A 23712-nucleotide genomic window follows, 5' to 3' on the forward strand; every position below is an offset into this window, starting at 1 on the left:
CGGATACTATAAGCTTCGGTATCCGTCCTGTTTTATGATTTATTAAAGCAACTATGGTCAGCTTTAGGACAAATTACAAAATATTACTTAAAATATTTAGAAACCAGAGCAGAACTGAAATAATGATCATTATAATGGCAATTATCATACCTGCCGTTGCCATTCCACTTTTCGAGGAATTCAGACCCCTTCTTGCGTAAACAATAGACAGTGAGCCGAATAAAACTCCTAATAACGGAAATATAAGGCCTAACAGTGATATTAATCCGAATATAAGTCCAAATTTGGCGTTGCTGGTGGTGTCATGAGTTTTCACTGGTATTGGCTCTCTTGGGCGAGTGTTTTGACGATTAGGTATGTCGTTAACTTCGGTTCCCTGATGATTTAAACCTGCTTCATTGGGCAATGACTGCTGAAGAAGATTAATTAAACTGTTGATTTTCTCTTTTAACGCATTTTTAATTAAAGCTCCAGTGAATCCAGTTAAGTCCATTTCACCGGAATAAACGCCGGGGAGCCATGCAAACTTTAGCCATGCCTCAATTGTTATGGTTCCATTGACATAGGTGGTTTTGATAAATTGCGGGCTAGCAAGCCAGCCATTTCCATACTGCCATACGTTCTCACCATTATAAACCTTATATTTAAAGCCCTCCTTATTCATAAAATCCTTTATGATAAAGTTTACAAAATCATCGGGTTTATTGAGAACGATATTTGTTGTGTAACGTGCCACTTGAGTTTATCCCCCTTTACAATTTTTCTATACAACTGACTATCTTTTTATATCAAACCCACATGAAAAAGTCAATATACGCAAAGGAGGTTATTATGGTTATTGGTTTTGATCTTTTCCCAGCTTTTCTTCATACTTTTTTAATATGAGGTTATATAATGATTTGTTTACTGTACCGGTAACCTTAATATTATTATCCTTCTGAAATTTTATAACACTTTTTTTGAGATTGTCTTGAAATTTACCGCTGGGCCAGTCATGATAATATCCCAGATTTTTTAATGCCTTTTGGACCTTTAGGACATCAGAGCCCACATCTCCGCTTTTTAGCTCCTTAAAGGGCCTGTTTTTCTGAACAATAGTGACAATTGTACCATGAGGAATGATATTATACAGCTCCTTTGCGCTATCATTATACATTCGTATACAGCCATGGGACGCATTTTGCTTGCCGATGCACCATGGATGTTTGGTTCCGTGTATTCCGTATTGCCCCCAGGGGACATTAAGCCCCATCCATGAGCCTCCAAAGCTACCTCCCCAATCGGATTTGCTTATTACTTTCCAAGTACCTTCGGGAGAAGGGGTTTCGGGCTTTCCTCCTGACACCATATAGGTTTTTAACAGCACCCCGTCTTTATACAGGTACAGTTTAAGTTCATCGAGATTTATATATATATAGTAACCTTTGGTAACCGCGACGGCATCTTCTGTTTCCTCCAGCATATCGTCGATGCTTACATCAAGCAGATCTTCGGAAGGATGAAAGTCGTCCAGAATCAATATATTATTCCATAGGCTATAGAATACAAGTATAAGCATTGACACTGCCAGTGAAAACACAATTTTTTTCTTCAATCACATCACCACATATTATGCTTTATATTTTGCAATAAACATTAAAATATATATGACTGCTAAATTATATGAATTATACTGCTTGGACTATAATAACCTGTTTAAAAACCCGATAAATAAATAAAGTAAAATATATATAAAGAAATAAGTTGTATCTTTCATGACTAAAGTGTTAGAATCCCATTAGGAATAACTTTTAAGGAGGAAAACAATGTCAGATACAATTAGAGAACAGATAGTTAAAGTGTCAAAGCTAATGTATGACAAGGGCATGGTAAATGCCTTTGCCGGCAATTTATCCGTTCGGGATGGCGATAACCTTTATATTACTCCCAGCGGTATATGTAAAGGTTTTTTAAGGGAAGACATGATTGTAAAAACCGATATGAACGGAAACGTATTGGAAGGGATGTACAGGCCTTCTTCAGAAATAAAGCTTCATTTGGGAATATACAGGGAAAGAAAGGATGTTTATTCTGTGGCACATGCGCATCCTCCTTATACCACTGCATATGCAGTTGCAAATAAGGCGATTGAATCAAAAGCATGTGCAGAAATGGTTATTTTTTTCGAGAAGATACCTCTTGCAGCATATGGGACTCCGTCAACGGATGAGATATTCAGCGGTGTGGAGGAATATATTAATGAGTACGATGTTATACTTCTTGCCAATCATGGTATAGTATCCGCCGGAAGAGATGTTTTTGATGCCTATTTTAAGCTCAAGGCAGCAGAGGATATAGCTAAAACCCTGATATTGTCGCAGGTTCTCGGTGGAGAAAAGGACCTTCCGGAGGGCAAATTAAAGGAACTTGGTGATATAAGAAAAAGAAGTAAAAATTACCAGTAATTCTAGGAATTAAATATATTACTTTAAGCTTGGCTAAATATTCCGAAGCAAAAAACATCTATTTAAATTACTGCAAATATGATATTATATTTATATTAGGTCTCAAATGAATATATTTATTATGTAATACTTATTAAAATTCTTTTTTATGCATGTCAATAAGGAAGTTCGTAGGTTTAAAAATTGAAATTGGGAGTGGTAGTATGCGCTTTTTTACTGATTTGATACTCAAATTGGATCCTGTAGGGTTGACAATTATATTTTTTATCGTAGCAGTCTTTGTATTCTCCTTTATTGTCAATTTGAATATTCGAAGGAAATATATTGCGGTCCAGAAGGATCTGGAAAGAACTTGCAACATGAAGTCGGAGAAGTTTAAAACCAATCTCCTGAATAAGATAGTCGAAACATATAAAAATGCAGCCAAGGGCAACTATAATGAAGTTAATACCCAGGCAATAATTGAAAACTGTTTCAATAAACAATTAAGAGTACTGTTGGTGTGCGAAAAATTTGTTAAGCACACAGTGTCAATACTTATCACCTTAGGACTTTTAGGTACATTTTTAGGGCTGAGTCTTGCAGTTAATGACCTTGTAGGGGTATTTAATACCATTATGGAATCCGATGCTATGTCGGACCCAACTTTCTCCAGTACCTTTCTTAAAGACCTGATGCCTTCAGTGTATGGGATGGGAGTTGCCTTTACTACCAGTCTTTTCGGCATAGCATGTTCTATTATATTTACTTTGGTGAATATAGTATTTAATGCGGAGGAAGCTCGTGAAACATTGATGGTGCGCATTGAAGAATATCTCGATAATACGGTGTCTCTTGTAATTGCAAAAGATAAAGAAACAGAATACACCATGATGAATAAGATACTAAGGGAAAGCTTTGTTGAGTTTGGGGAGAAAATAGAAAGAGCTCTTCAGCAAACGGTGGATACCTTCGGTCAAAAGCTAACCACTGTGGCAATGGAAGTAGATATTACGTCAAAGACCTTGGATAATACTGTGGAGAAATTTGACCGGTCGCTTAAGAATTTTGGCGAAAACATAAAGGATTTTACAGAGTTTAATGACAATCTAAAGAATAATATAGAAAAAATGGATGTAAGCTTTGTGACGGTTACTGAGGCCCTTAAGGACACATCAAAGATAATTGTTGATAACTATAGTTCTGTTGAGAGTTTTTCAAAGGACATTAAAGGGGCAGCGGAGGAGATAACCGGTTACAATAGACAGGTGGTTCAGGATGTCGGCAATATTGTGGAGGAAGTTAAAGTTTCTGTTTCATCAATAAGGGAGCTTGGGGAAGCCATAAGGAATGACCTTGTTGTTAGAACAGACGAGTTGAAAGATTATCAGGAAAAATTCAGCAGCTTGACATCTAGGCTTAGTGAAGAAATTAATCTTTTGGGACAAAAAACGGCGGAGGCTTTTTCGAGAACTCTTGATGAAAACAGCAAGGCTGTGACAGAGAAGGTTGTCAGTAGCGTAGATAACGTTATGAAGGAAGTTATGGAACTTATGGATGAATATAAGGAAAATGAAAAAATTCTTGCCAAAACAATAGTTATGCTTCCCGAACAGATTACTGCATACAATGAAGCGGCTGCGGCACAGATGAATAAGCAGCTTGACGAGGTAAAGAGATTGTTTAGAAAATTTGAGTAACCAGAATATTCCATGCTATTATCGAGGTGAGGACAGGTGAAAACCAGGAGAAGGAATTTTAGAGGTAATTCTTATGAGACGGAGAATTTTTGGCCTTCCTTTACGGATGTGATGTCTACTATTGCGCTAGTGCTGTTTTTTCTTATGCTCCTGGCATATGTTCAGAATTTGATCACCGGAAGCAATCTGGAATATAAAAGGAATCAGCTTAAGAATACTGAAAAGTTGCTGGAGAGTTCGCAGCTTGAACTGGAAAAAGCGGAAAAGGAGCTGGCGCTTAAAAAGAACGAATTGGAATTGACTCGAGAAGAGGTGGAACAGCGTAATTTAAAATTGGTACTTTCTCAGAAAGAGATTGAAAAACAGCGTGAGATAATTACAATGAGCAATCAGGAGCTTGAACAGCTTCGAAAAAAGCTGGAGCAAATTGCAGTGCTTCGTCTTAGCGTATTGGAGAAGGTTAAAGAATCAATAGAAAATGTGGTAGGGAAAACAAATAACAAAGGCGAGGCTTTAGTAACTATAGGTGATAATGCCAATATTATTATAAATGAAAGTTTGGTCTTCGGGTACGATTCCTACACCATCAAAGATGAGGGGAAGAAAGTCTTAGGACAGTTTGCCCGAGCCTTTGAAGTAATTTTAGATGATAAGAGCATTAGAGATTATATTGATTCAATAAATATTGAGGGATATACCGATGACATGGGAGATTCCAATTACAACAGGGAGCTGTCTACCAAAAGATCAACAGCAGTTCTAAACTATTTAATGGAAGCAAATCCAAACCTTGAGCAAAAATATGGAGCCTATTTTGCCGCCGTAGGTTTTTCGGAATTCAGACCAATTGCCTATGGCAGTTCGGAAGGGGCGCGTCAAAAAAACCGAAGGATTGAAATTACAGTTTCTATTAAGGATTCAAACATTCAAAAGATAATTAATGATTATCTTTCAGAGTCGGATGAAATGTTGAATACCGAACAGGGTGATTAATATGAAAAAAAAATTAGATAAGAATAAGATTGACATTAGAATACTAAAGTATGAGGAGTATGTAAAAAAGCATCCTAAAAAGGCCTACGGATATTATTGCCTCGGAAATTTACATATGATGATCGGACGATATAAGCTTGCAGAGGACTATTTTAAAAAGTCCCTTGCAGTTGACGGCAATTATACTCTTTCCATTATAGGCATGATAGAGGCTTATGTATTCAGACGTAAATTCATGAAGGCAGTTTATTTGTTCAGCAAGAACCGTCAGAAAATAATAGACAAATATATTTACAGGGTTAAGCTAGTACGCGGAGTAAGCTCTTTTTACAGCAAGACCGATCTTTTTAGAACCGAGACAAAAGGCTTATTCTCAGTGTTTTTTTTGAAATATTCAATGTATTATATTAAGAAGTTGGTAAACAGCGAGTCAAATAATATTGTTTTAAAGCTTATTTTATGTATGTACTATTTAAACTCCGGAGAAAAAAGCTTCTATATTGTTCAGCTTTTCAAGACATGCATTTATTGGGACGGACTGGAGGATACTTTCAGATGGGCTCTCATTAAGCAATTGTCGGAAATGGGAGAAAAGCTCTATTATGATATTAATATTGCAAGGAAGTTTACAACAGTTCCCGATGCAAATTGCTCTGACGAATATGTTGACATGATATTCAGCTCGGCACTGGACAAAGGGAACAGCAGTTGGATAGCGGGTATTTATGATACTGCTGGCAAATACAACAAAAATATATCTCCTCGTTTGATGTGGAGGTATGTTCAATGGAGCAGGGAAAACTCATTTTACGACCCATCGGTTTATGACTGCTGCAAGAAGCTTATGAAGATGGGATGGATGGACAATGTTATTGCAAATACAATGCTCAAATTTAAGGAGAAGAATGCTGTGAAGCTTGGGAATGAAGCCGAAAGGGCACTGAGACTTTTCGGCTACATGAAGTAATAAGAGCGTTATTGCCCGGCTTTTTGTCTGATTTTTTCCACAATGTCAAGGTGCTCCTGCTTGCCCAATACCTTTTCTGGGTCAACGGAGCTTTCTTTGTTTTCAAGTATATTTCTCTCAAGCTTTACCATAAAGATTCTTCGTAAGGATTCATTGAGTCTTTCTTCTGTTATTTCACCATTTTTTACAGCTTCAAGAATGCCGTTATAGGCTTCGTCCAGAGAAGCAGGCATGAGTATAATATCTGCTCCGGCTTTAAACGCCATGACGGAAGCCTCAGAAGAAGACCAGTAGCTGCTGATTGCTTTCATCTCCATCGCATCGGTTATAATTAGCTTTTCGTGGTTGAGTTCATCTCTTAAAAGTCCTGTAAGGATTTCTTTGGATAGGGTTGCGGGGAGGTCATCGCTGGTTATATTGGGCAGCTTGATATGTGCCGTCATAACCCCATCGGCTCCGGACAGAATGCCTTTTTTAAAGGGTATCAGTTCTATTTTACGGAGTCTTTCTATGTCATGATTGATTACCACTTGTCCAAAGTGTGAGTCGTAGGAGGTATCGCCATGGCCGGGAAAGTGCTTTAGAACTGTGCAGACATTTTGAGCCTGCATACCCTTGGAGGTTTCCTGTACCATTATGGCGACATTATAAGGATCAGAACCGAAGGACCTGTCGCCGATAACAGGATTATCCGGATTGGTATTCACATCGGCCACCGGTGCAAAATTCATGTTAAAACCAAGGGACGATAATTCTGCACCCAGTATCGTACCTGCCTGATACGCAAGCTCCGGGTCATTGGCAAGCCCTATTATATGTGCAGAGGGTATTTTGGTGGAATGCATTTTTTTGTTGTTTCCAACTCTTGCTATGCGTCCGCCTTCTTCATCAACAGCAATAAACATGGGAATATTACTGATTTCCTGCATATCCTGGATAAGTTTTTGGGTCTGCGGTATGGTATCTATATTTTCACTGAACAATATTACACCGCCGGGATTAAAGTCCTGAATTTGTTGTTTTGTATGATTATCTAATACCTTTAGGGACTGTGAAAGACTACCTTTTCGAAAGGCAACAATAAATATCTGTCCAACCTTTTCCTCCAAGGTCATGGAATCTATCAGATGGTCTACTATTCTTAATTGTTGCTCTTCAAGATTCTCCTCGGTTGGCAGAGGCGTTGGGGGAGTGGTTATAGTTGATGTTGGCTCGGGACTATTGGCTGGCGGCGGATTGTTGGCATTGTGATTACAGCCGACATAGGCCACATTTAGCAGTAGGGTCATTATTAGAATCTTGAATATTTTTTTCATTATTACACATCCCAGTAAATTTTTATATTTGTATTGTACCAATTATTATGCGGGTTTATCAACTTTATTTTCTTAATGAGCTTTACAGAATTTTCAAAACGGAATATAGTCAATTTCATTTAATTTAATTACCAGTGGGTTGTTTGACAATAATGTTAATGTAGCTGATTGTAGTTGGTGTTTTGCCCGTTGCGAAAGCTTAACCGAAATTCCGGAAAGGTTATTTGCAAATAATGACAAAGTTACTGACTTTAGTTCCTGTTTTATTGGTTGTAAAAAAAATTAACAGGTTTAACACCGACATTATGAGCCCGTTCAAAAGTGAAGGATCATGATTCTTGTTTTAAGGACTGTACCAAGCTATCCAACTATGATGAGATTCCGGATAACTGGAAATAATAATCACAGGTAAGATTAATTAAAAGAAAAACGGTATGAGCAGTATTGTAGCTATTCATACCATTTTCATGTTTTTATCTTTGAGAAAGTTTCTGTTAAAACACCTTGACATGTAGTAAGGTTTTAATTATTATGTTCTTAAGATTAATTAAAAGTTACAAGCAATGATCAGGAGGAGTAAGCAGCAATGGCTTAATAGAGATGGGAAATCAGCGGCTGGAAGTTTCCTTTAAGTATCGAACTGCTGAAGGTAGCCTGGGAGTTCTGGAGTTGAAGGGACAAAGCTTTTACGTGGAAGTTTGTCTTACTAGACTTCAGCGGTACAGAGCCGTTATTTCGAAGCTTTATAGGGTCTACAAAGTCTTTATAGAGGTTGAGAAGCCCATTGAGTATGGGAATTTTGGTGGTAACGCGGAGATAGTCTTTCGTCCAATTGTTGGATGGAAGACTTTTTTAGTATAGGATTGAGAATTTTTTTAAGGAGAGAGCTGTATATGATTTTTTTGCAAATATTAATGTTGTTATTTCTTGTATCGGGTTTTGCTACTGTGTTTGCGGCAAAAGCCATTGTTGAAAAATTTAAGCTTAAAGAAAAGGCAAAATGCGATTTTGAGAATGAAATATCCGAAGAAGAACTTGAGAAATATAAATTTGATAAGGCAGTCCTCAGTGTGAAAATGACAGGGATGCTGATAGCACTTCCCGGTTTGATAATGTTGTTAATTATTTACAGATAGACAAAAGTTAATTCATAATTAAGTGAGTGGAGGTTTTTATATGTGTGAAAAAAAGAATATTGCGAAAACATATGACCCAAAACAGGTTGAAGACAGATTATATGCGGAGTGGATGGAGAAAGGGTATTTTCATGCTGAAATAGACAAAGAAAAAACGCCTTTTACCATTGTTATTCCGCCGCCAAACATTACAGGGCAGCTTCATATGGGGCATGCTCTGGATGAAACCCTTCAGGACATCCTTATAAGATGGAAGAGGATGCAAGGATACTGTGCCCTTTGGCTTCCGGGTACTGACCACGCCAGCATAGCTACAGAGGCTAAAATTGTTGAGGCGATGGCCAAGGAAGGCATTACAAAAGAGGACATTGGAAGAGAGAAGTTTTTGGAGAGGGCCTGGGACTGGAAAAAGCATTACGGAGGAAGGATTGTTGAACAGCTTAAAAAGCTTGGAAGCTCGTGTGACTGGGACAGGGAGAGATTTACCATGGATGAAGGGCTTTCAAAGGCTGTAATAGAGGTTTTTGTAAGGCTTTATAAGAAAGGCCTTATATACAGAGGTGAAAGAATTATAAACTGGTGCCCGAAATGTAATACCTCCATATCCGATGCGGAGGTTGAGTACGAAGAAAAAGCGGGACATTTCTGGCATATTAAATACCCCGTTAAGGACAGCAATGAATTTGTTGTCATAGCCACTACAAGGCCTGAAACCATGCTGGGCGACACTGCAATTGCCGTACACCCTGATGATGAAAGGTATAAGCATCTTGTAGGCAAAATGGTTGTTCTTCCTCTTGTGAACAGGGAGATACCGGTTATAGCCGACGAGTATGTAGAAAAGGATTTCGGAACGGGAGTTGTTAAAATAACACCTGCTCATGACCCCAATGACTTTGAAGTAGGATTAAGGCATAACCTGCCTCAGATAAGGGTTATGAATGATGATGCGACAATGAACGAACTCGCAGGACAATATGCTGGTATGGATAGATATGAAGCCAGAAAGCAGATCATAAAGGATTTAGAAAACCTGGACCTGCTATTTAAAATTGAAGACCATAACCATAATGTAGGTACTTGCTATAGGTGCTCTACGGTAATTGAGCCGATAATCTCAAAACAGTGGTTTGTTAAGATGAAGCCTTTGGCTGAACCTGCTATAGAAGTGGTTAAAAACGGAACAATCAAATTTGTGCCGGAAAGATTCTCAAAAACATATTTTAACTGGATGGAAAACATTCAGGATTGGTGTATTTCAAGGCAGCTTTGGTGGGGACACAGAATACCGGCATATTACTGTCAGGAATGCGGTTACATGATGGTGGAAAACGATATGCCCGATGTATGTCCGAAATGCGGCAGCTCTAGAATTGTACAGGATCCGGATACCCTCGATACATGGTTTAGCTCGGCACTTTGGCCTTTCTCAACCCTCGGATGGCCGGATGAAACAGAGGACTTAAAGTATTTTTATCCAACCAATGTTCTTGTTACCGGATACGACATTATATTTTTCTGGGTTGCAAGAATGATATTCTCGGGATTGGAGCATATGGGTAAAGAGCCCTTTAGTCATGTGTTTATACATGGTATTGTAAGAGATGCGCAGGGAAGAAAAATGAGTAAATCCTTGGGCAACGGTATTGATCCTCTTGAGATAATTGATAAATACGGTACGGATGCATTAAGGTTTGCTCTTACGATAGGAACTTCACCGGGAAATGATTTGAGGTTCTCCGATGAAAAGGTTGAATCCAGCAGAAACTTTGCGAACAAAATATGGAATGCCTCAAGATTTGTACTGATGAATTTTGATGAAGAACTTGATTTTTCAAAGGTTAATCCGGGCAAATTCACAACTTCCGATAAGTGGATACTCAGCAGAGTAAACAGTCTTACTAAGGAAGTTACCGAAAACATGGATAAGTATGAGTTGGGTATAGCTCTCCAGAAGGTATATGAATTTATCTGGGAGGAGTTCTGTGACTGGTATATCGAGCTTGTAAAGCCAAGGCTTTATGATAAGGATGATGAAACAAGACTTGAAGCCCAGTATGTTTTAAACTATGTTTTAAGTACAGCCATGAAGCTGCTGCATCCGTATATGCCATTTATTACTGAGGAAATATACCGTCACTTGGTTATAGAGGATGAAAGCATCATGATTTCAAAATGGCCGGTTTACAGAGAGGATTATAATTTCCCTGAGGAAGAAAAAAAGATGAGCCTTATCATGAATGCCATAAAGAATATTAGAAATATCCGCGCGGAGATGAATGTTCCTCCTTCAAGAAAGGCAAAAACCATATTTGTTGCGCCCAATAGCAGCGAACAGGGTACATTGAAGGAAGGAGTAGTATTCTTTGAAAGGCTTGCTTCAAGTTCGGAGGTTATTATCCAATCCGATAAGTCGGGAATTCCTTCTAATGCCGTAGCTTCGATATTAGCTGGCGTAGAGATATTCCTTCCTCTAGAGGACCTTATTGACATTGAGAAAGAGATTGAAAGGCTTGAGAAGGAATTGTCCAATCTTCAAAAAGAATTGGATAGAGTAAATAGCAAGCTTGCAAATGAAGGGTTTGTTTCTAAGGCTCCACAAAAAGTGATTGAAGAAGAAAAGAGCAAGAAGGAAAAATATCAGGAAATGTATGAGAAAGTAGCGGAAAGACTCAAGGGACTGAAAAAATAAAAGTTAATGGGAAAATATAAATTAATATTCAAGGTGATTTTATGAAAAACGGTTTTTTTAGAGTAGGAGCAGCCGTACCAAAATTGAAAGTTGGGGGTTGTCGGTACAATTCCGATGAAATAATCGGCCTTATTGGCAGAGGAGAAAAGGAAGGCATACGAATATTGGTTTTCCCGGAGCTTTCTATAACAGGATATACATGTGGAGATCTGTTTCACCAAGAGACTCTGCTTGGCGATGCTAAAGCGCAGTTGGATAGAATTCTGGAGGAGACGAAAAACTCCTCCTGTGTATCGTTGATTGGTATGCCCTTAAGTATTGATAACCAACTTTTTAATTGTGCCGTTGCAATTCAAAAAGGGAGGATACTTGGTGTTGTTCCGAAGACATATGTCCCAAACTACAGCGAGTTTTACGAGCAAAGATGGTTTGCGTCCGGCAAGAATGCCTTGAGGGATGCAATTATATTGTGCGGGCAGGAGGTGCCCTTTGGCGATGATTTGCTTTTTGAGGATGCGAAAGGGGAAATATGCTTTGGCATTGAGCTCTGTGAAGACCTATGGGTTCCTATTCCTCCAAGCTCATTTCAGGCAATGGCCGGGGCGTTAATTATTTTTAACTTGTCTGCCAGCAATGAAATTGTCGGCAAACATGAGTACAGAAGGGAACTGGTAAGACAGCAGTCGGCAAGGTGCATAGCAGGTTATGTTTACTCATCTTCGGGAGTGAATGAATCAACCACTGATGTAGTATTTGGAGGCCATGCAATGATCTGTGAATATGGAACTTTGCTCCGAGAATCCGAGAGATTTGTAAGCGATGAACAGCTTATTTTTTCAGAGATTGATGCTATGAAGCTGATGAATGACAGAAGGAAAAATACCAGCTTTATGGAGCTTGGAAAGGATGACGGTAAAAGGTTTAGAAAGGTGAAGTTTGAGCTGGAGGAATTTGAAGCAGAGGACATAACGAGATATGTGGCACCTCACCCCTTTGTACCTTCGGATGAGAACAGTCGCGATAAAAGATGCAGTGAGATTTTTGCAATTCAAACATCGGCATTGGCAAAGAGAATGAGACATACCGGGCTTAAACATGCCGTTATAGGCGTTTCCGGAGGCCTTGATTCTACGCTGGCACTTTTGGTGACTGCGAAAGCCTTTGATCTGTTAAATATCCCGAGAGAGAATATTTTGGCAATTACTATGCCGGGCTTTGGAACTACCGATGCAACTTATACCAATGCCATGAATTTTATGAAGTCTATGAAGGTGGAAATAAGGGAGATTAATATAAAGGACGCTTGTCTACAACATTTTAAGGATATCGGTCACGACCCGAGCATACATGATGTAACTTATGAGAATGTCCAAGCTAGGGAACGCACGCAGATATTAATGGACATTGCCAATAAGGAAGGCGGGCTTGTAATCGGAACCGGTGATCTTTCGGAACTGGCATTGGGGTGGTGCACCTACAATGGGGATCATATGTCCATGTATGCGGTAAACTCTAGCATTCCTAAGACACTGGTGAGTTTTCTTGTAAAATGGGTTGCAGATAATATGCTGGAAGCCAAAGCAAAGGAAGTATTGTACAAAATACTTAATACGCCTATATCTCCGGAGCTGCTTCCCCCTGATGCAAAGGGTGAAATCAATCAAAAGACAGAGGATATTATAGGGCCTTATGAGCTTCATGACTTTTTCATGTATCACATGTTAAGGTATGGAGCGACACCGGGGAAAATATTGCTACTTGCAAAGAAAGCCTTCGAAGGCAAATACTCTGACGATACAATAAAGAAATGGTTAAAGGTATTTGTGAAACGGTTTTTCAGTCAGCAGTTTAAGAGATCATGCTTGCCTGACGGTCCGAAGGTTGGTACGGTCAGTCTGTCTCCAAGAGGGGATTGGCGTATGCCCAGCGATGCTGTTGCAGACTCATGGTTGGCTGAATTGGAAGAGGAATAAAAGCTCGGGACATCGAGTCCCTTCGATTTGGCCTCTTTCATTCCAAGAGGCCAAATAAGATTAAAATAAGGGGGTATAGCACCCCCTTGTTTTATTATCCTGTTGTAATAAAAGATTACACTACATCTTTGAATTTTGAATTAAGAAAATTAATATCTCTGTAGGCGATATTAACTTCCGATTTCTTCTTATCTTGAATTTTTTTCATCTTCATAACATGCAATACCCTCAATCCCATTATAGCTCCGATAGTTCCGGCTATTACTCCGATAAGCAATCCTATCAGCATTCCAAGACATAAGGTTAATACAAAATTCATATCATACCACCGTTTATCATTAGTATATTTTTGGGTAAAACTTATTTAGTCAGATATTTCTATAATAAACTTTACAATATTTTGGTTTTAAAATCAATGCTGATTTTTTTGGGAAAAAGCAATTATGACAAACATGCTATAAAAATGTAGAATTATGGCTGTTTTTCTTATACTTCGGGGTGTAAATGTATATAAAAGCATTTTTAGGGTAATGATTAATAGGTAAAGGAAAATATATATTTGAGCCCATTAGTTGGGTTAGATTATAGGGTTTGGTAATGAAATTATTTTTTCAAAAAAAATAAAAAAACCACTTGACAATTATGTCATTCTATCTTAGAATATCGTTGTGCCTTTTTTGAGGCGCTAATGTTCGGTGGATATAGCTCAGTTGGTTAGAGCGCCAGATTGTGGCTCTGGAGGCCGTGGGTTCGACTCCCACTATTCACCCCACTTATTTAGGGATGTAGCCAAGTCGGTAAGGCACCAGACTTTGACTCTGGCATTTCGTAGGTTCGAGTCCTGCCATCCCTGCCATAAGGGCCATTAGCTCAGTTGGCAGAGCACATGACTTTTAATCATGGTGTCCCGCGTTCGAGTCGCGGATGGCTCACCAAATATAGAAAGACCTTGTATATTATTGTATGCAGGGTCTTTTTGCTTTTCAAAATATAACACTGAAAATAGGTAAAAAATTATGAAAACAAATGAGAATATATTGTTGAAAAAATCTTCTATTAAGTATAATATATAATAGTTAATAAAAGGAAAGCATGGATATACACGTACAAAAAACTTAGAAGAGGTGGAGAGAAGAATGAAGAAAATGTGGGGCAAAAGAGTTGTATTGTTTGCAGTTGGATTATGTTTGCTTTTAACTATGGTTTGCCAAAACGTAGCTTTTGTATCAGCAGAACCTCAGGTAAAAACCATGGCTGTAGACTTTCCTGAAAGCTTAATTGAGAGTGTTTCAAAAACCGTTGAAATATCAAATCTTTTTGATATTTCGGATATTACTGTCGATACTGGAAAGGTGTCTTACAGCAGAGAGGGAGACCAAATAACCGTCAGTGTTTCAGATGGCGTGTATAGAGAGGCACCGAACTCAAAGGAAGTTACGTTAACTGTAAAGGACAATATAGGTGTTTTTCGAGAAACTGAATTTTACAGTGTTGACGGTTATGAAGGAACTCTTTCGAAAGTGGATTCCGGCTATGATGAGTCAACAAGAATGTACTGGGTAGAATATCAAGGTAGAGTAACTAAAGAAAAGTGTAAATATTACAAATATAAAGTAGAAATCAAATATACTGAAAATGTTGCTCCCGAAATATATCTTACGGAGCCGAAATATGGGCAGATTACAAACAATAAAATTAATGTTGAAGGTTATGTCAAAGATGAAAACGTAGGTGATACACTAGAATTGTTCTTTAGCTTTGATAATTATAGTCAAAGTATGGTTGGAAATTCTTTTAAGGATTCCATTATATCTGACGGAACCGACCAGAGTATAAGCGGAATCATAGATTTGTCATCCTTTGACCTTAAAGACGGCAATCACAGCTTTTATTTCTGGGCAGTGGATAAAAGAGGTGTAAGGTCATATCCGGCAAAGATAGCGTTTATAGTTGATACTGTACCGCCAGATGCACCAGTGCTTGTTCCAGACAAGACAGAGCCTACAAACCAGAGCGTTGTTGTGTCGGTTTATTATCCGACAGATGCCGCAGTTAAAGAAATAAAGATAAATGACGGACCTTGGATGCCAATAACCGATATAACTAAAAATGACAAGATAATAATGGATGAGAACGGCACAATAGAAGCAAGGGCAACTGACGAAGCAGGAAATGTTTCTCCAATAGCAGAACTGGTGATTAATAACATTGATACATATCCTCCAACCGCACCGATAATTAATACAAGTGCCGAGGAGACTGAAGGCCAATCAATTACGGCAACAATTGTGCCGGGAGTTGATAAGGAGTCTGGAGTCAACAGAACTGAATACTGCTTAAAAGGTGCGACTACAAAGGATTGGGAAAAGTACGAGGAAGGAACTGTAATAACGATATCTGCATTAGGTGAAACAGAGATTTGTGCAAGAACAATTGATAATGCCGGAAATATTTCACCTGAGGCAAGTAAAAAGGTTACAATAAAAGAGAAGACAGATAATGGTGGCGGCAATAATGGCGGCAATAACGGTGGTAATAACGGTGGTAACAACGGCGGTGGCAATAACGGTGGCGACAATAATGGCGGCAATAACGGTGGTAACAACGGCGGTAACAATGGCGGTAATAATGATGGCAATAACGGTGGCAACAAAGACCAAGAAATTGTAGAGCCCGGCCCGAAGATTCCTGGCGCTAATGCCGTAGATTTGTCTATATTCATAAGTGCTGACAAATCGCAATACGAAGAGGGCGAAGTAATTAATTTTACTATCACCTACAAGAACAAAACCAATGTTCAAGTAAGTAATATTATTATAAAGGCAGAAATACCGGAGAACACAACCCCAGAGGATATGGCAGGCGGGTCTCAAAACGAGAATAACATTGAGTGGAAAATAGAAGATCTTAAGGCGAATTCTTCAGGCAAGATTCAATATAAGCTTAAGGTAAATCAACTTGATGTGCCGGAAGTAAGTTCATCGGCCACTACTTCCATTACGGCTGATGGAACGATTATTAATAAGGATGACGATGAATCAAAGACGATATTCCTTCTTTATTCAAACCGATATGGTGAAAACCATCACGGCAAATATATTGCCGGCTATGAAGACAACACCTTCAGACCTTTGAACAATATAACAAGAGCTGAAGTTGCAACGATTATGGCTAAGATATTGGGATTGAAACAAGAAGTAGCAGGAAGCAAAACGTACACAGATTTGTCGAAGAACCATTGGGCATATAACAATATAATAGCTGTGTCAGAAATGGGGCTGTTTACAGGATATGAAGATGGTTCATTCCGTCCGGATAGCTTTATTACAAGGGCAGAATTTGCTACGGTTTTGGCTAATTATTTGAAGCTTAAAAATGTTGAACATGATGAATTCAATTTCGCAGATATCAACAATCATTGGGCTAAAAACTTCATTGAGGAAATATATAGGGTAAGACTTATAGAAGGTTACTTGGAAAATGGTGTGAGGCTATTTAAACCTAATAACAATATAACCCGTAGTGAAGCAGTAACAATAATAAATAAAATGTTGTTCAGAGGTCCTCTTGAAGGAGCTAAGGTGCCATTTAGCGATGTTGAAGAGGGTTACTGGGCATACGGACATATATTGGAAAGCTCTATAGACCATTACTATGTAAGGAACAAAGATCAAAGTGAAACAATAGTAAGCAAAAAAGTAGCAGAATAACAATCCTTATAAAGTAAGAATTCAATATTATTTGTGAATCTGACGATAAAAATGGGGGGGAGCAATATGCGAACCCTCATTTTAATAATTTTAATAACTCTAATATAAACTGTTCACTTGTATATATTATTTATGTTAATATTACTAGTGGCGTATTAAAACTAAGAAAAAATTTGATAAATATAGAGGACGATTAAATGGCAAAGGTGGAATTGAGATTGAAGAAAGAAGCAACGTTGGATGAATGGAAAGAGATTTATGATTTAGCAGTAAAATTTAGAGAACTGCGTTGCTGGGAATGGATTAGAGATACCGATATTTTTGGTGTTCAGCATCCCAAAACAGGAGAGAACGCATATTGCTGCGTTTTAGGAAATGGAGGAGATATTTTTGGACTAAACGCATATATTGGCGAAAGAGGGCTAGAGTCATACATGGATACACTATACGATACAGTACCGCAGGATGATATTCTATATATTCAGGACTGTATTGCTTTGAGTTTTGAGGATAGGGAAATGCTGGATAAAAAAGATCTCAATAAAATTCGGGAATTGGGACTTAAGTTCCGGGGAAGGAATCAATGGCCGAAGTTTAGAAGCTTTAAACCCGGTTATTGCCCCTGGTATATTGATGCCGATGAACTGGAGAAAATGAAGCATGTCATAGAACAGGTAATTGACGTGGTTACGCGTTGTAAAGAAGATAAAAGCTTATTAATGACCGATGATGATAGTAAAATACTTGTAAGAGTTCCCACTAGAAAGAAAAATGACCTTGTTTGGAAAGACAAATATATGAAAGTAGAATTTAATGAGAAAGATTATTCTGAGTATGGGCAAATTGATGAATTGGCTTTAAAAAGAATAAAGCACAGCAAGGCAAAAAAGATGGGTGTTTGGGAGTTGGATTTCTTTCATGTGCCTGCTCTGGTTAAAGAAGGTGAGAGACCGTATTATCCCCTTGTTTTTTTGGCTGCGGATGGAGAAACGGGCATTATGCTTGATCTTCTTATGACATCAAATTTCGAGGGGTATATGAAAGAATTCCAAGATGCGTTTGTTCAGCTTCTTGCAAAAATTAAGGCTCTGCCCGAGGCTATTGTTATTCAAAGAAAAGATGTTTTAATGGCTATTGAGCCTGTTACAAGGAAATTAGGAGTTAAAATTGAGCCGGTAGAGGAACTAATAGTCATAGAAGAATTCAGGAAAAGCCTTGAAATGTTTTTATGATGGACAAATATATATGATGAATCAATATAATTAAAGCTCTTCTATGTAAAATCATATTTGATTTCGGAAGAAGAGCTTTAATAACTAAAAAATGTATGCTGTTTAAAGCTTTTAAGGCGCTTAAATAAGCGTGATTGGAATTATGAATTAAAATCTTTTTTTGCAATATCCTGAAGCTTTAACGAAGGATTTTTTTCCTCGGCCCATCGTATTGACCACTCGTTTTCAAACAAAAGAACATATCTTTCATCATCATCATTGGCAATCATTGTCGAGCTTGTCAATGTCAGATTACGAGGATCTATGTCATTAGACATAATCCAGCGGGCATGCCTGTGAGGAAGCTGCTGAATTCTTAAATCCACACCGTACTCATTCTTAAGCCTGTATTCCAGAACCTCAAATTGCAGAACTCCGACGGTTCCAACAATAAGAGACTCAACCCCTATATCAATTTGCTTAAATACCTGTATTGTTCCTTCCTCGGAAAGCTGATTAATACCTTTTAAAAACTGCTTTCGTTTCATAGTATCTACCGGTGTAACTCTGGCAAAATGTTCAGCCGGGAATATTGGAATTCCTTCGAACCTAAGCTTGCTATTGCCTTCGCTTAAGGTATCTCCGATGTGGAATATCCCAGGATCAAACACGCCGATTATGTCTCCCGGATAAGCTTCTTCAATAATAGTGCGTTCCTGTGCCATAAACTGCTGAGGCTGAGATAGACGCACTTCCTTTCCTTGTTGAACATGGTAGACTGACATACCGCGGGTAAATCGCCCGGAACAGATTCTGATAAAGGCTATTCTGTCTCTGTGAGCTGGATTCATATTTGCCTGAATTTTAAATACAAATCCGGTAAACTTGTCCGATTCCGGATCAACTTCTCCCTCAGAGGAGTTCTTTATGCCGGGTTTTGGAGATAGTTCCAAAAATTCTTCAAGAAAGGGCTGAACTCCGAAATTGGTCATTGCACTTCCGAAGAACATAGGGGTAAGTTCACCCTGCTGTATTTTTTTTCTGTCAAATACATCTCCCGCAATATCAAGAAGCTCGATATCTTCGCAGAGTTTGTTGTGATAATGTTCTCCGAGGAGGTCGGCAAATATCTTATCATCAACGTTGCCTTTAGTTGAAGAAACGAAAGTTTGTCCGTGATTGCCGCCTTCAAACAACTCTATCTGGGAAAGCTTCCTGTTATATACACCCTTAAAATCTCCATCGGTTCCTATTGGCCAGTTCATAGGGTAGGAACGGATTCCAAGGACATTTTCCAGCTCTTCCATGAGTTCAAAGGGGTCCTTGCTCGCTCTGTCCATCTTGTTTACAAAGGTAAATATAGGAATACCTCTCATTTTACAGACATGAAAGAGCTTTATGGTCTGCTCCTCGACTCCTTTTGCGCCATCGATCAACATAACTGCACTATCGGCAGCCATAAGAGTCCGGTAGGTATCTTCACTGAAGTCCTGGTGACCTGGAGTATCTAATATATTTATACAATAGTTGTTGTACTCAAATTGCATAACGCTTGAAGTAACCGAGATACCTCTTTGTTTTTCGATTTCCATCCAGTCGGATGTAGCATATTTGTTTGCTTTTCTCGCCTTGACGGAACCGGCCAGCCTTATAGCACCTCCATACAGAAGGAGCTTTTCTGTCATGGTTGTCTTACCGGCGTCAGGGTGGGATATAATTGCAAATGTCCTTCTTCTTTCTACCTCGTGACTAATTTTATTTTGCATAATAACATAACCTCTTACCATCAATTATTATTTATATGTCATAAAGGAACAATTTATTTTATATTATTGCCATGTTGCATGTCAATAATAAAGATGGAAGGAGTTGCACGGCATACTTCAAGAGAATTAATCTTTTTGCTTATCATAATAGATTTGACGAAGGGAGAGTACTCTATAAATTACAATTTTATACTTTAACCTGTACAATATCTCAATTAGTGGATATAATTATAGTATCAAAAACAGGTATTCACGAGGTGGGGCGGACTAGAGGGTATAAGGAGACAATATGAAAAAACTTGCTATTGTCATTTTTCTGCTATTTATTTTAACAGGTTGTAATTCTGCAGAAGGTCAAAGCAATGTTGATTTTCTTTACAATTCAACATCTGCACAAACTACAGTGTCGGAAAGTATAAATATTCGTTAGTTTAGCAGCGAAGATTAGTTGTAAAATAAAGTATCGTTTTTACATTCTAGTTATGTATAAAGTGAAAGGGATGAGATATTTATGAAAAAGATATTTTTAAAAATATTAGTCTGTGTGATAATCACCTTTTTATCAGGCTGTCAACAACCGTCAAGAGCACAGAATACTTCTGTACAAGACACAAACAGCTTTTTAGAAATAAAAAACTTATTGGATAAAGCCAAAGAACCATCAATAGACAGCGAAAAATATACCGAAGATGCATTAAACCAATTGGTAGAGTTATTAAAAAAAGCAAATCCCCAAGATATTTCTAGTGAAAATATTTCACAGCTTTCAGAGTGGATCCGTATACACGAAAGCAATAATTCAAGAATAATTGAATATAGGCAGTCTCCGGAGGATTTCGGCAATTCAGGAAGAAGCACATGGAAAGTGTTTCAATACTATCCTGACAACAGTATATTTATGATAGAAAAAAACATGCCTTACGATTTGGAGTTTTATCGGATAATAGATATTGATAACAAACCTCTCCTTTATACGTATGTAAGAAATTTTGAAGTTAATCAACATAAGGTTCATATTTTTGCATATACATTCGACAACCAATCCATAACCAATATAAATTCCATCGACTTTGAAAGTATTGACACCGATTTATGGGGCTATGACAAAGACAGAAGTATGCTTTGGTCAAAAAAATCCCATTCTACTTTTATCGGGTCCGTATCTTCGGATGGCAAAGAAGTTGTTATAAAAGGCTGGGACACCGACGGCAGCGAACATTTTCTTAATTTAGAGCTTAACGACGAAGGAGTATATACCTGCTTGTAAACTTTTGTTAAGTGAAAAGATCATTGACAAAATCAAATTATTATCAACTGGCTGATTTTAAATAAGGATATTGAAGATGTAATTCATGGAGAACCTTCACCATTTCAAGGACAATATCAAATGAGAAATTTCCGGGGGGAGATTTGATAAATTGTGAAAGAAATAATTTTAGGATCAATAATGGGAACGGCTGTTGGGGATTCATTAGGGTTATTATATGAAGGATTATCATCAAAACGGCAAAGAAAGCTTTATAAAAACATTAATAGTCAAAAGTTTTTTATGGGCAAAGGTTTTATTTCTGATGACACGGAGCATACGTTGATGGTTGCTCACGCACTGTATCATTCCTCAGGAGATGAAGAGATATTTTCAAGGTATCTTGCAAGATCCTTGAGAAAATGGATAATATCAATGCCTTTAGGGATAGGATTTGCATCATTAAGGGCATGTATAAAATTGCTTGTGGGCTTTCCGCCGGAAAAGAGCGGTGTTTTTTCAGCAGGGAACGGTCCTGCTATGAGGAGTGCCTTGATAGGAATTATTTGTGGAAATGATATACAAAAAATGAAAAGTCTAGTGAGGATTTCTACAAGGATTACCCATACTGATCCAAAAGCAGAAATTGGTGCTTTAACCGTTGCATATGCTGCTTTTATCGCCGGTACCAAGAAGGAAGTAGCGCCCTCAAGTTTTTATGAAGGATTAAAATCACTTCTTATAGGTTATGAAAGCTTAGAGTTTCTTAAGATTGTTGAAGAAGTTGTAGACAGTGTTTATAATAATGAAAGTACCAGGGAATATGTGGAACGTTTAGGATTAAAAAATGGGGTCAGCGGATATATATATCATACTGTTCCCGTGGTTATTCATGCATGGCTAAGTTATAAGGGGAATTTTAGAAAAAGTATTATAGAAATGATTGAATGCGGTGGTGATACTGATACTACAGCCGCCATATTAGGCGGTATTTTGGGGGCAAGTGCAACAGTTGCAGGAATTCCGGAGGAGTTGCAAGAAAACATTTATTTATTTCCATACTCTAAAAAGTATATTGAAAACATAAGTCATGCACTTGCTTATAAAAATAAGAGAACTTCTGAAATTCAGGTTAAAGAACCTTTTTGGGGATTGAGCCTAATCCGAAACCTTATTTTTATTCCTGTAATTGCATTTCATGTTATCAGGAGAATGCTTCCTCCATATTGAAGTAACAGGGGGGTGAGAACATTTTTTAAAACATTTTTCCAATACTATAGCAACGTTACGTTTTCATTTCGAGAATTATGCCAATCACAAGAACCACAAAACAAGTAAAAATGTGCATGAATCTGATCTTCTCTCGACACATATACCGGACGAGGCTCTAAATCGCTTTTGGCAACCCGAAAAGCTCCCTCAATCTACCACCTTGATATAGCCCGCTGCATCGTAGGATGTGCTTTTTGAATATTTACCGGTATTTTCTCTTGTATTCATTTGCAAGCCAAATATTGTCACAAGTATACATCCCTTTGTCTGCTACAACGACTACTTTGCCAGTCTCTATTCTAGAGAAGTTGGGGGATAAGTCAGGCAATCATTACGTAAAAATACGCTGATGAAGTTTATATATTTTATGTGCCAACTTACGTAGTAAAACTTGTTTGATTGAAACTAGAATTATGTTATATTAATATCATAAATATTTATTTGCCATAGATGTGAAGAAATTCAAAATTGATAGTATAGTATTTAAGATATAAGAGGGGTTAATAAAATGTTTTTGTGGGGAATATTTATTGGTGCCTTTTTAATAGGATTTTCAGGAGCTATCGTGCCTGGGCCTATGTTGGGAGTTACAATTAACGGTAGTCTTAAAAAGGGTTGGACAGCAGGCCCTTTGATAGTATTAGGGCATGGAATACTGGAACTTATATTAGTTACCGTCATGACCTTTGGACTTAAAGATTTATTTACTAATACGATAGTTGCAGGAATTATAGGATTGTTTGGCGGTGCTTTTCTTGCATGGATGGGTTATGGAATGATAAAATCCGGCATTAATAAATCAGTTTCTTTAGGAAGCCAAAGAGTAGAGAATGGTGTTGGAATGAGAAATCTTGTATTAACAGGAGTTCTTGTGAGTGCTACCAATCCATACTTTACTTTATGGTGGGCGTCCACAGGTGTGGAATCGATACGTCAGTCATATACTTTTGGGTTAACAGGTGTTTTGCTCTTTTTCATAGGACATATATTATCGGACTTTGTATGGTATTCGGCAATTTCTATAGCATTTTCCGGGGGTAAAAAATTAATAAGTAATACTGTATACCGCTGGATTATTATATTGTTAGGCCTATTTATCATGATGTTCTCAATATATTTTATTGGTAGCGGATGGAAGATGCTGCTAGGAAAGTAGAGTGAGAAAATTATTATAAGGAATTTGTGTAGAAAACAGAGTGATAGGTAGCTAGAGACGGACAAAATTTATTTAAAGCAAGTTCATAGTAAAAAATTTGGTGATATTACCTTTGAAAGCCTTGTTGAATTATTGCAATGAGATGACTCAC

General features: G+C 37.9%; 17 protein-coding genes, 3 tRNA genes and 1 other annotated feature. Of the genes, 15 read left to right on the plus strand and 5 right to left on the minus strand.

Translation table 11 applies throughout. The annotated features are described in order from the left end of the window. Positions 1 to 73 precede the first annotated feature (73 nt). The gene (locus tag EFD62_RS06370; protein WP_069194156.1) at positions 74 to 736 is read right to left on the minus strand and encodes a DUF4190 domain-containing protein; all 663 of its coding nucleotides are present in this window, start codon (positions 734 to 736) and stop codon (positions 74 to 76) included. Between the two features lie 99 nt (positions 737 to 835). After that, the gene (locus tag EFD62_RS06375) at positions 836 to 1594 is read right to left on the minus strand and encodes a L,D-transpeptidase family protein (protein WP_235832582.1); all 759 of its coding nucleotides are present in this window, start codon (positions 1592 to 1594) and stop codon (positions 836 to 838) included. Positions 1595 to 1805: 211 nt separating this feature from the next. Here EFD62_RS06375 and EFD62_RS06380 point away from each other — a divergent pair, with 211 nt between their 5' ends. The 4 genes from EFD62_RS06380 to EFD62_RS06395 all read left to right on the plus strand — a co-directional run bounded on the left by EFD62_RS06380 (position 1806) and on the right by EFD62_RS06395 (position 6083). Beyond that, a complete protein-coding gene (locus EFD62_RS06380; RefSeq protein WP_128705876.1) occupies positions 1806 to 2444 on the plus strand; it encodes a class II aldolase/adducin family protein in 639 nt (212 codons plus the stop codon). Positions 2445 to 2647: 203 nt separating this feature from the next. Next, positions 2648 to 4123 (plus strand): MotA/TolQ/ExbB proton channel family protein, encoded by a 1476-nt coding sequence (locus EFD62_RS06385; RefSeq protein ID WP_069194154.1) that lies wholly within the window; start codon positions 2648 to 2650, stop codon positions 4121 to 4123. A gap of 36 nt (positions 4124 to 4159) precedes the next feature. Continuing rightward, positions 4160 to 5116, plus strand: a complete 957-nt coding sequence (locus EFD62_RS06390; RefSeq protein ID WP_069194153.1) for an OmpA family protein — start codon at positions 4160 to 4162, stop codon at positions 5114 to 5116. A 1-nt stretch (position 5117) separates the two neighbouring features. After that, the gene (locus tag EFD62_RS06395) at positions 5118 to 6083 is read left to right on the plus strand and encodes a tetratricopeptide repeat protein (protein ID WP_069194152.1); all 966 of its coding nucleotides are present in this window, start codon (positions 5118 to 5120) and stop codon (positions 6081 to 6083) included. An 8-nt stretch (positions 6084 to 6091) separates the two neighbouring features. Here the strand turns inward: EFD62_RS06395 and EFD62_RS06400 are convergent, their stop codons facing one another. Next, a complete protein-coding gene (locus EFD62_RS06400) occupies positions 6092 to 7399 on the minus strand; it encodes a glycoside hydrolase family 3 protein (RefSeq protein WP_069194151.1) in 1308 nt (435 codons plus the stop codon). A 554-nt stretch (positions 7400 to 7953) separates the two neighbouring features. Then, positions 7954 to 8234, plus strand: a binding site (T-box leader). Positions 8235 to 8292: 58 nt separating this feature from the next. On the opposite strand from EFD62_RS06400, the gene EFD62_RS06410 reads away from it, so the two are divergent. The 3 genes from EFD62_RS06410 to EFD62_RS06420 are packed head-to-tail and all read left to right on the plus strand — an operon-like array spanning position 8293 to position 13200. Next, positions 8293 to 8535: a hypothetical protein gene (locus tag EFD62_RS06410; RefSeq protein ID WP_069194149.1), complete on the plus strand. Its 243-nt coding sequence runs from the start codon at positions 8293 to 8295 to the stop codon at positions 8533 to 8535. Positions 8536 to 8575: 40 nt separating this feature from the next. Next, a complete protein-coding gene (locus tag EFD62_RS06415) occupies positions 8576 to 11227 on the plus strand; it encodes a valine--tRNA ligase (RefSeq protein WP_069194148.1) in 2652 nt (883 codons plus the stop codon). 41 nt (positions 11228 to 11268) lie between these two features. Next, positions 11269 to 13200 (plus strand): NAD(+) synthase, encoded by a 1932-nt coding sequence (locus tag EFD62_RS06420; RefSeq protein WP_069194147.1) that lies wholly within the window; start codon positions 11269 to 11271, stop codon positions 13198 to 13200. 115 nt (positions 13201 to 13315) lie between these two features. Here the strand turns inward: EFD62_RS06420 and EFD62_RS06425 are convergent, their stop codons facing one another. Then, positions 13316 to 13519 (minus strand): hypothetical protein, encoded by a 204-nt coding sequence (locus EFD62_RS06425; protein WP_069194146.1) that lies wholly within the window; start codon positions 13517 to 13519, stop codon positions 13316 to 13318. 376 nt (positions 13520 to 13895) lie between these two features. On the opposite strand from EFD62_RS06425, the gene EFD62_RS06430 reads away from it, so the two are divergent. The 5 genes from EFD62_RS06430 to EFD62_RS06450 all read left to right on the plus strand — a co-directional run bounded on the left by EFD62_RS06430 (position 13896) and on the right by EFD62_RS06450 (position 18142). Next, a tRNA-His gene (locus tag EFD62_RS06430) sits at positions 13896 to 13972 on the plus strand. A 7-nt stretch (positions 13973 to 13979) separates the two neighbouring features. After that, positions 13980 to 14056: transfer RNA gene (locus EFD62_RS06435), tRNA-Gln, on the plus strand. 3 nt (positions 14057 to 14059) lie between these two features. After that, positions 14060 to 14135 (plus strand) — tRNA-Lys (locus tag EFD62_RS06440). A 201-nt stretch (positions 14136 to 14336) separates the two neighbouring features. Continuing rightward, complete coding sequence (locus tag EFD62_RS06445; RefSeq protein ID WP_128705878.1) at positions 14337 to 16910, plus strand: S-layer homology domain-containing protein; 2574 nt, start codon at positions 14337 to 14339, stop codon at positions 16908 to 16910. 197 nt (positions 16911 to 17107) lie between these two features. After that, complete coding sequence (locus tag EFD62_RS06450; RefSeq protein WP_069194144.1) at positions 17108 to 18142, plus strand: DUF7309 domain-containing protein; 1035 nt, start codon at positions 17108 to 17110, stop codon at positions 18140 to 18142. 140 nt (positions 18143 to 18282) lie between these two features. Here the strand turns inward: EFD62_RS06450 and EFD62_RS06455 are convergent, their stop codons facing one another. Next, complete coding sequence (locus tag EFD62_RS06455; protein WP_069194143.1) at positions 18283 to 19887, minus strand: peptide chain release factor 3; 1605 nt, start codon at positions 19885 to 19887, stop codon at positions 18283 to 18285. Positions 19888 to 20398: 511 nt separating this feature from the next. Between EFD62_RS06455 and EFD62_RS06460 the strand changes: the two genes are divergently transcribed. From EFD62_RS06460 to EFD62_RS06470, 3 genes are all read left to right on the plus strand, one after another. Continuing rightward, positions 20399 to 21154 carry a hypothetical protein gene (locus tag EFD62_RS06460; RefSeq protein WP_069194142.1) on the plus strand — a complete coding sequence of 252 codons (756 nt, stop codon included), beginning with the start codon at positions 20399 to 20401 and terminating at the stop codon, positions 21152 to 21154. Between the two features lie 153 nt (positions 21155 to 21307). Further along, entirely contained in the window at positions 21308 to 22363 is a 1056-nt protein-coding gene (locus tag EFD62_RS06465; protein ID WP_083225123.1) for an ADP-ribosylglycohydrolase family protein, read from the plus strand. Between the two features lie 550 nt (positions 22364 to 22913). Next, positions 22914 to 23561, plus strand: a complete 648-nt coding sequence (locus EFD62_RS06470; RefSeq protein WP_069194140.1) for a LysE family transporter — start codon at positions 22914 to 22916, stop codon at positions 23559 to 23561. Positions 23562 to 23712: the final 151 nt, after the last annotated feature.

Origin of the sequence: Acetivibrio mesophilus, assembly GCF_004102745.1 — a bacterium.
Classification (GTDB): Bacteria; Bacillota; Clostridia; order Acetivibrionales; family Acetivibrionaceae; genus Hungateiclostridium; species Hungateiclostridium mesophilum.

Excerpts from the sequence above, each read along its gene's own strand:
- EFD62_RS06470 (WP_069194140.1), top strand. The coding sequence starts at position 22,914 with ATGTTTTTGTGGGGAATATTTATTGGTGCCTTTTTAATAGGATTTTCA.
- EFD62_RS06445 (WP_128705878.1), top strand. The coding sequence starts at position 14,337 with ATGAAGAAAATGTGGGGCAAAAGAGTTGTATTGTTTGCAGTTGGATTA.
- EFD62_RS06420 (WP_069194147.1), top strand. The coding sequence starts at position 11,269 with ATGAAAAACGGTTTTTTTAGAGTAGGAGCAGCCGTACCAAAATTGAAA.
- EFD62_RS06395 (WP_069194152.1), top strand. The coding sequence starts at position 5,118 with ATGAAAAAAAAATTAGATAAGAATAAGATTGACATTAGAATACTAAAG.
- EFD62_RS06410 (WP_069194149.1), top strand. The coding sequence starts at position 8,293 with ATGATTTTTTTGCAAATATTAATGTTGTTATTTCTTGTATCGGGTTTT.
- EFD62_RS06455 (WP_069194143.1), bottom strand. The coding sequence starts at position 19,887 with ATGCAAAATAAAATTAGTCACGAGGTAGAAAGAAGAAGGACATTTGCA.
- EFD62_RS06460 (WP_069194142.1), top strand. The coding sequence starts at position 20,399 with ATGAAAAAGATATTTTTAAAAATATTAGTCTGTGTGATAATCACCTTT.
- EFD62_RS06415 (WP_069194148.1), top strand. The coding sequence starts at position 8,576 with ATGTGTGAAAAAAAGAATATTGCGAAAACATATGACCCAAAACAGGTT.
- EFD62_RS06450 (WP_069194144.1), top strand. The coding sequence starts at position 17,108 with ATGGCAAAGGTGGAATTGAGATTGAAGAAAGAAGCAACGTTGGATGAA.
- EFD62_RS06385 (WP_069194154.1), top strand. The coding sequence starts at position 2,648 with ATGCGCTTTTTTACTGATTTGATACTCAAATTGGATCCTGTAGGGTTG.
- EFD62_RS06400 (WP_069194151.1), bottom strand. The coding sequence starts at position 7,399 with ATGAAAAAAATATTCAAGATTCTAATAATGACCCTACTGCTAAATGTG.
- EFD62_RS06425 (WP_069194146.1), bottom strand. The coding sequence starts at position 13,519 with ATGAATTTTGTATTAACCTTATGTCTTGGAATGCTGATAGGATTGCTT.
- EFD62_RS06380 (WP_128705876.1), top strand. The coding sequence starts at position 1,806 with ATGTCAGATACAATTAGAGAACAGATAGTTAAAGTGTCAAAGCTAATG.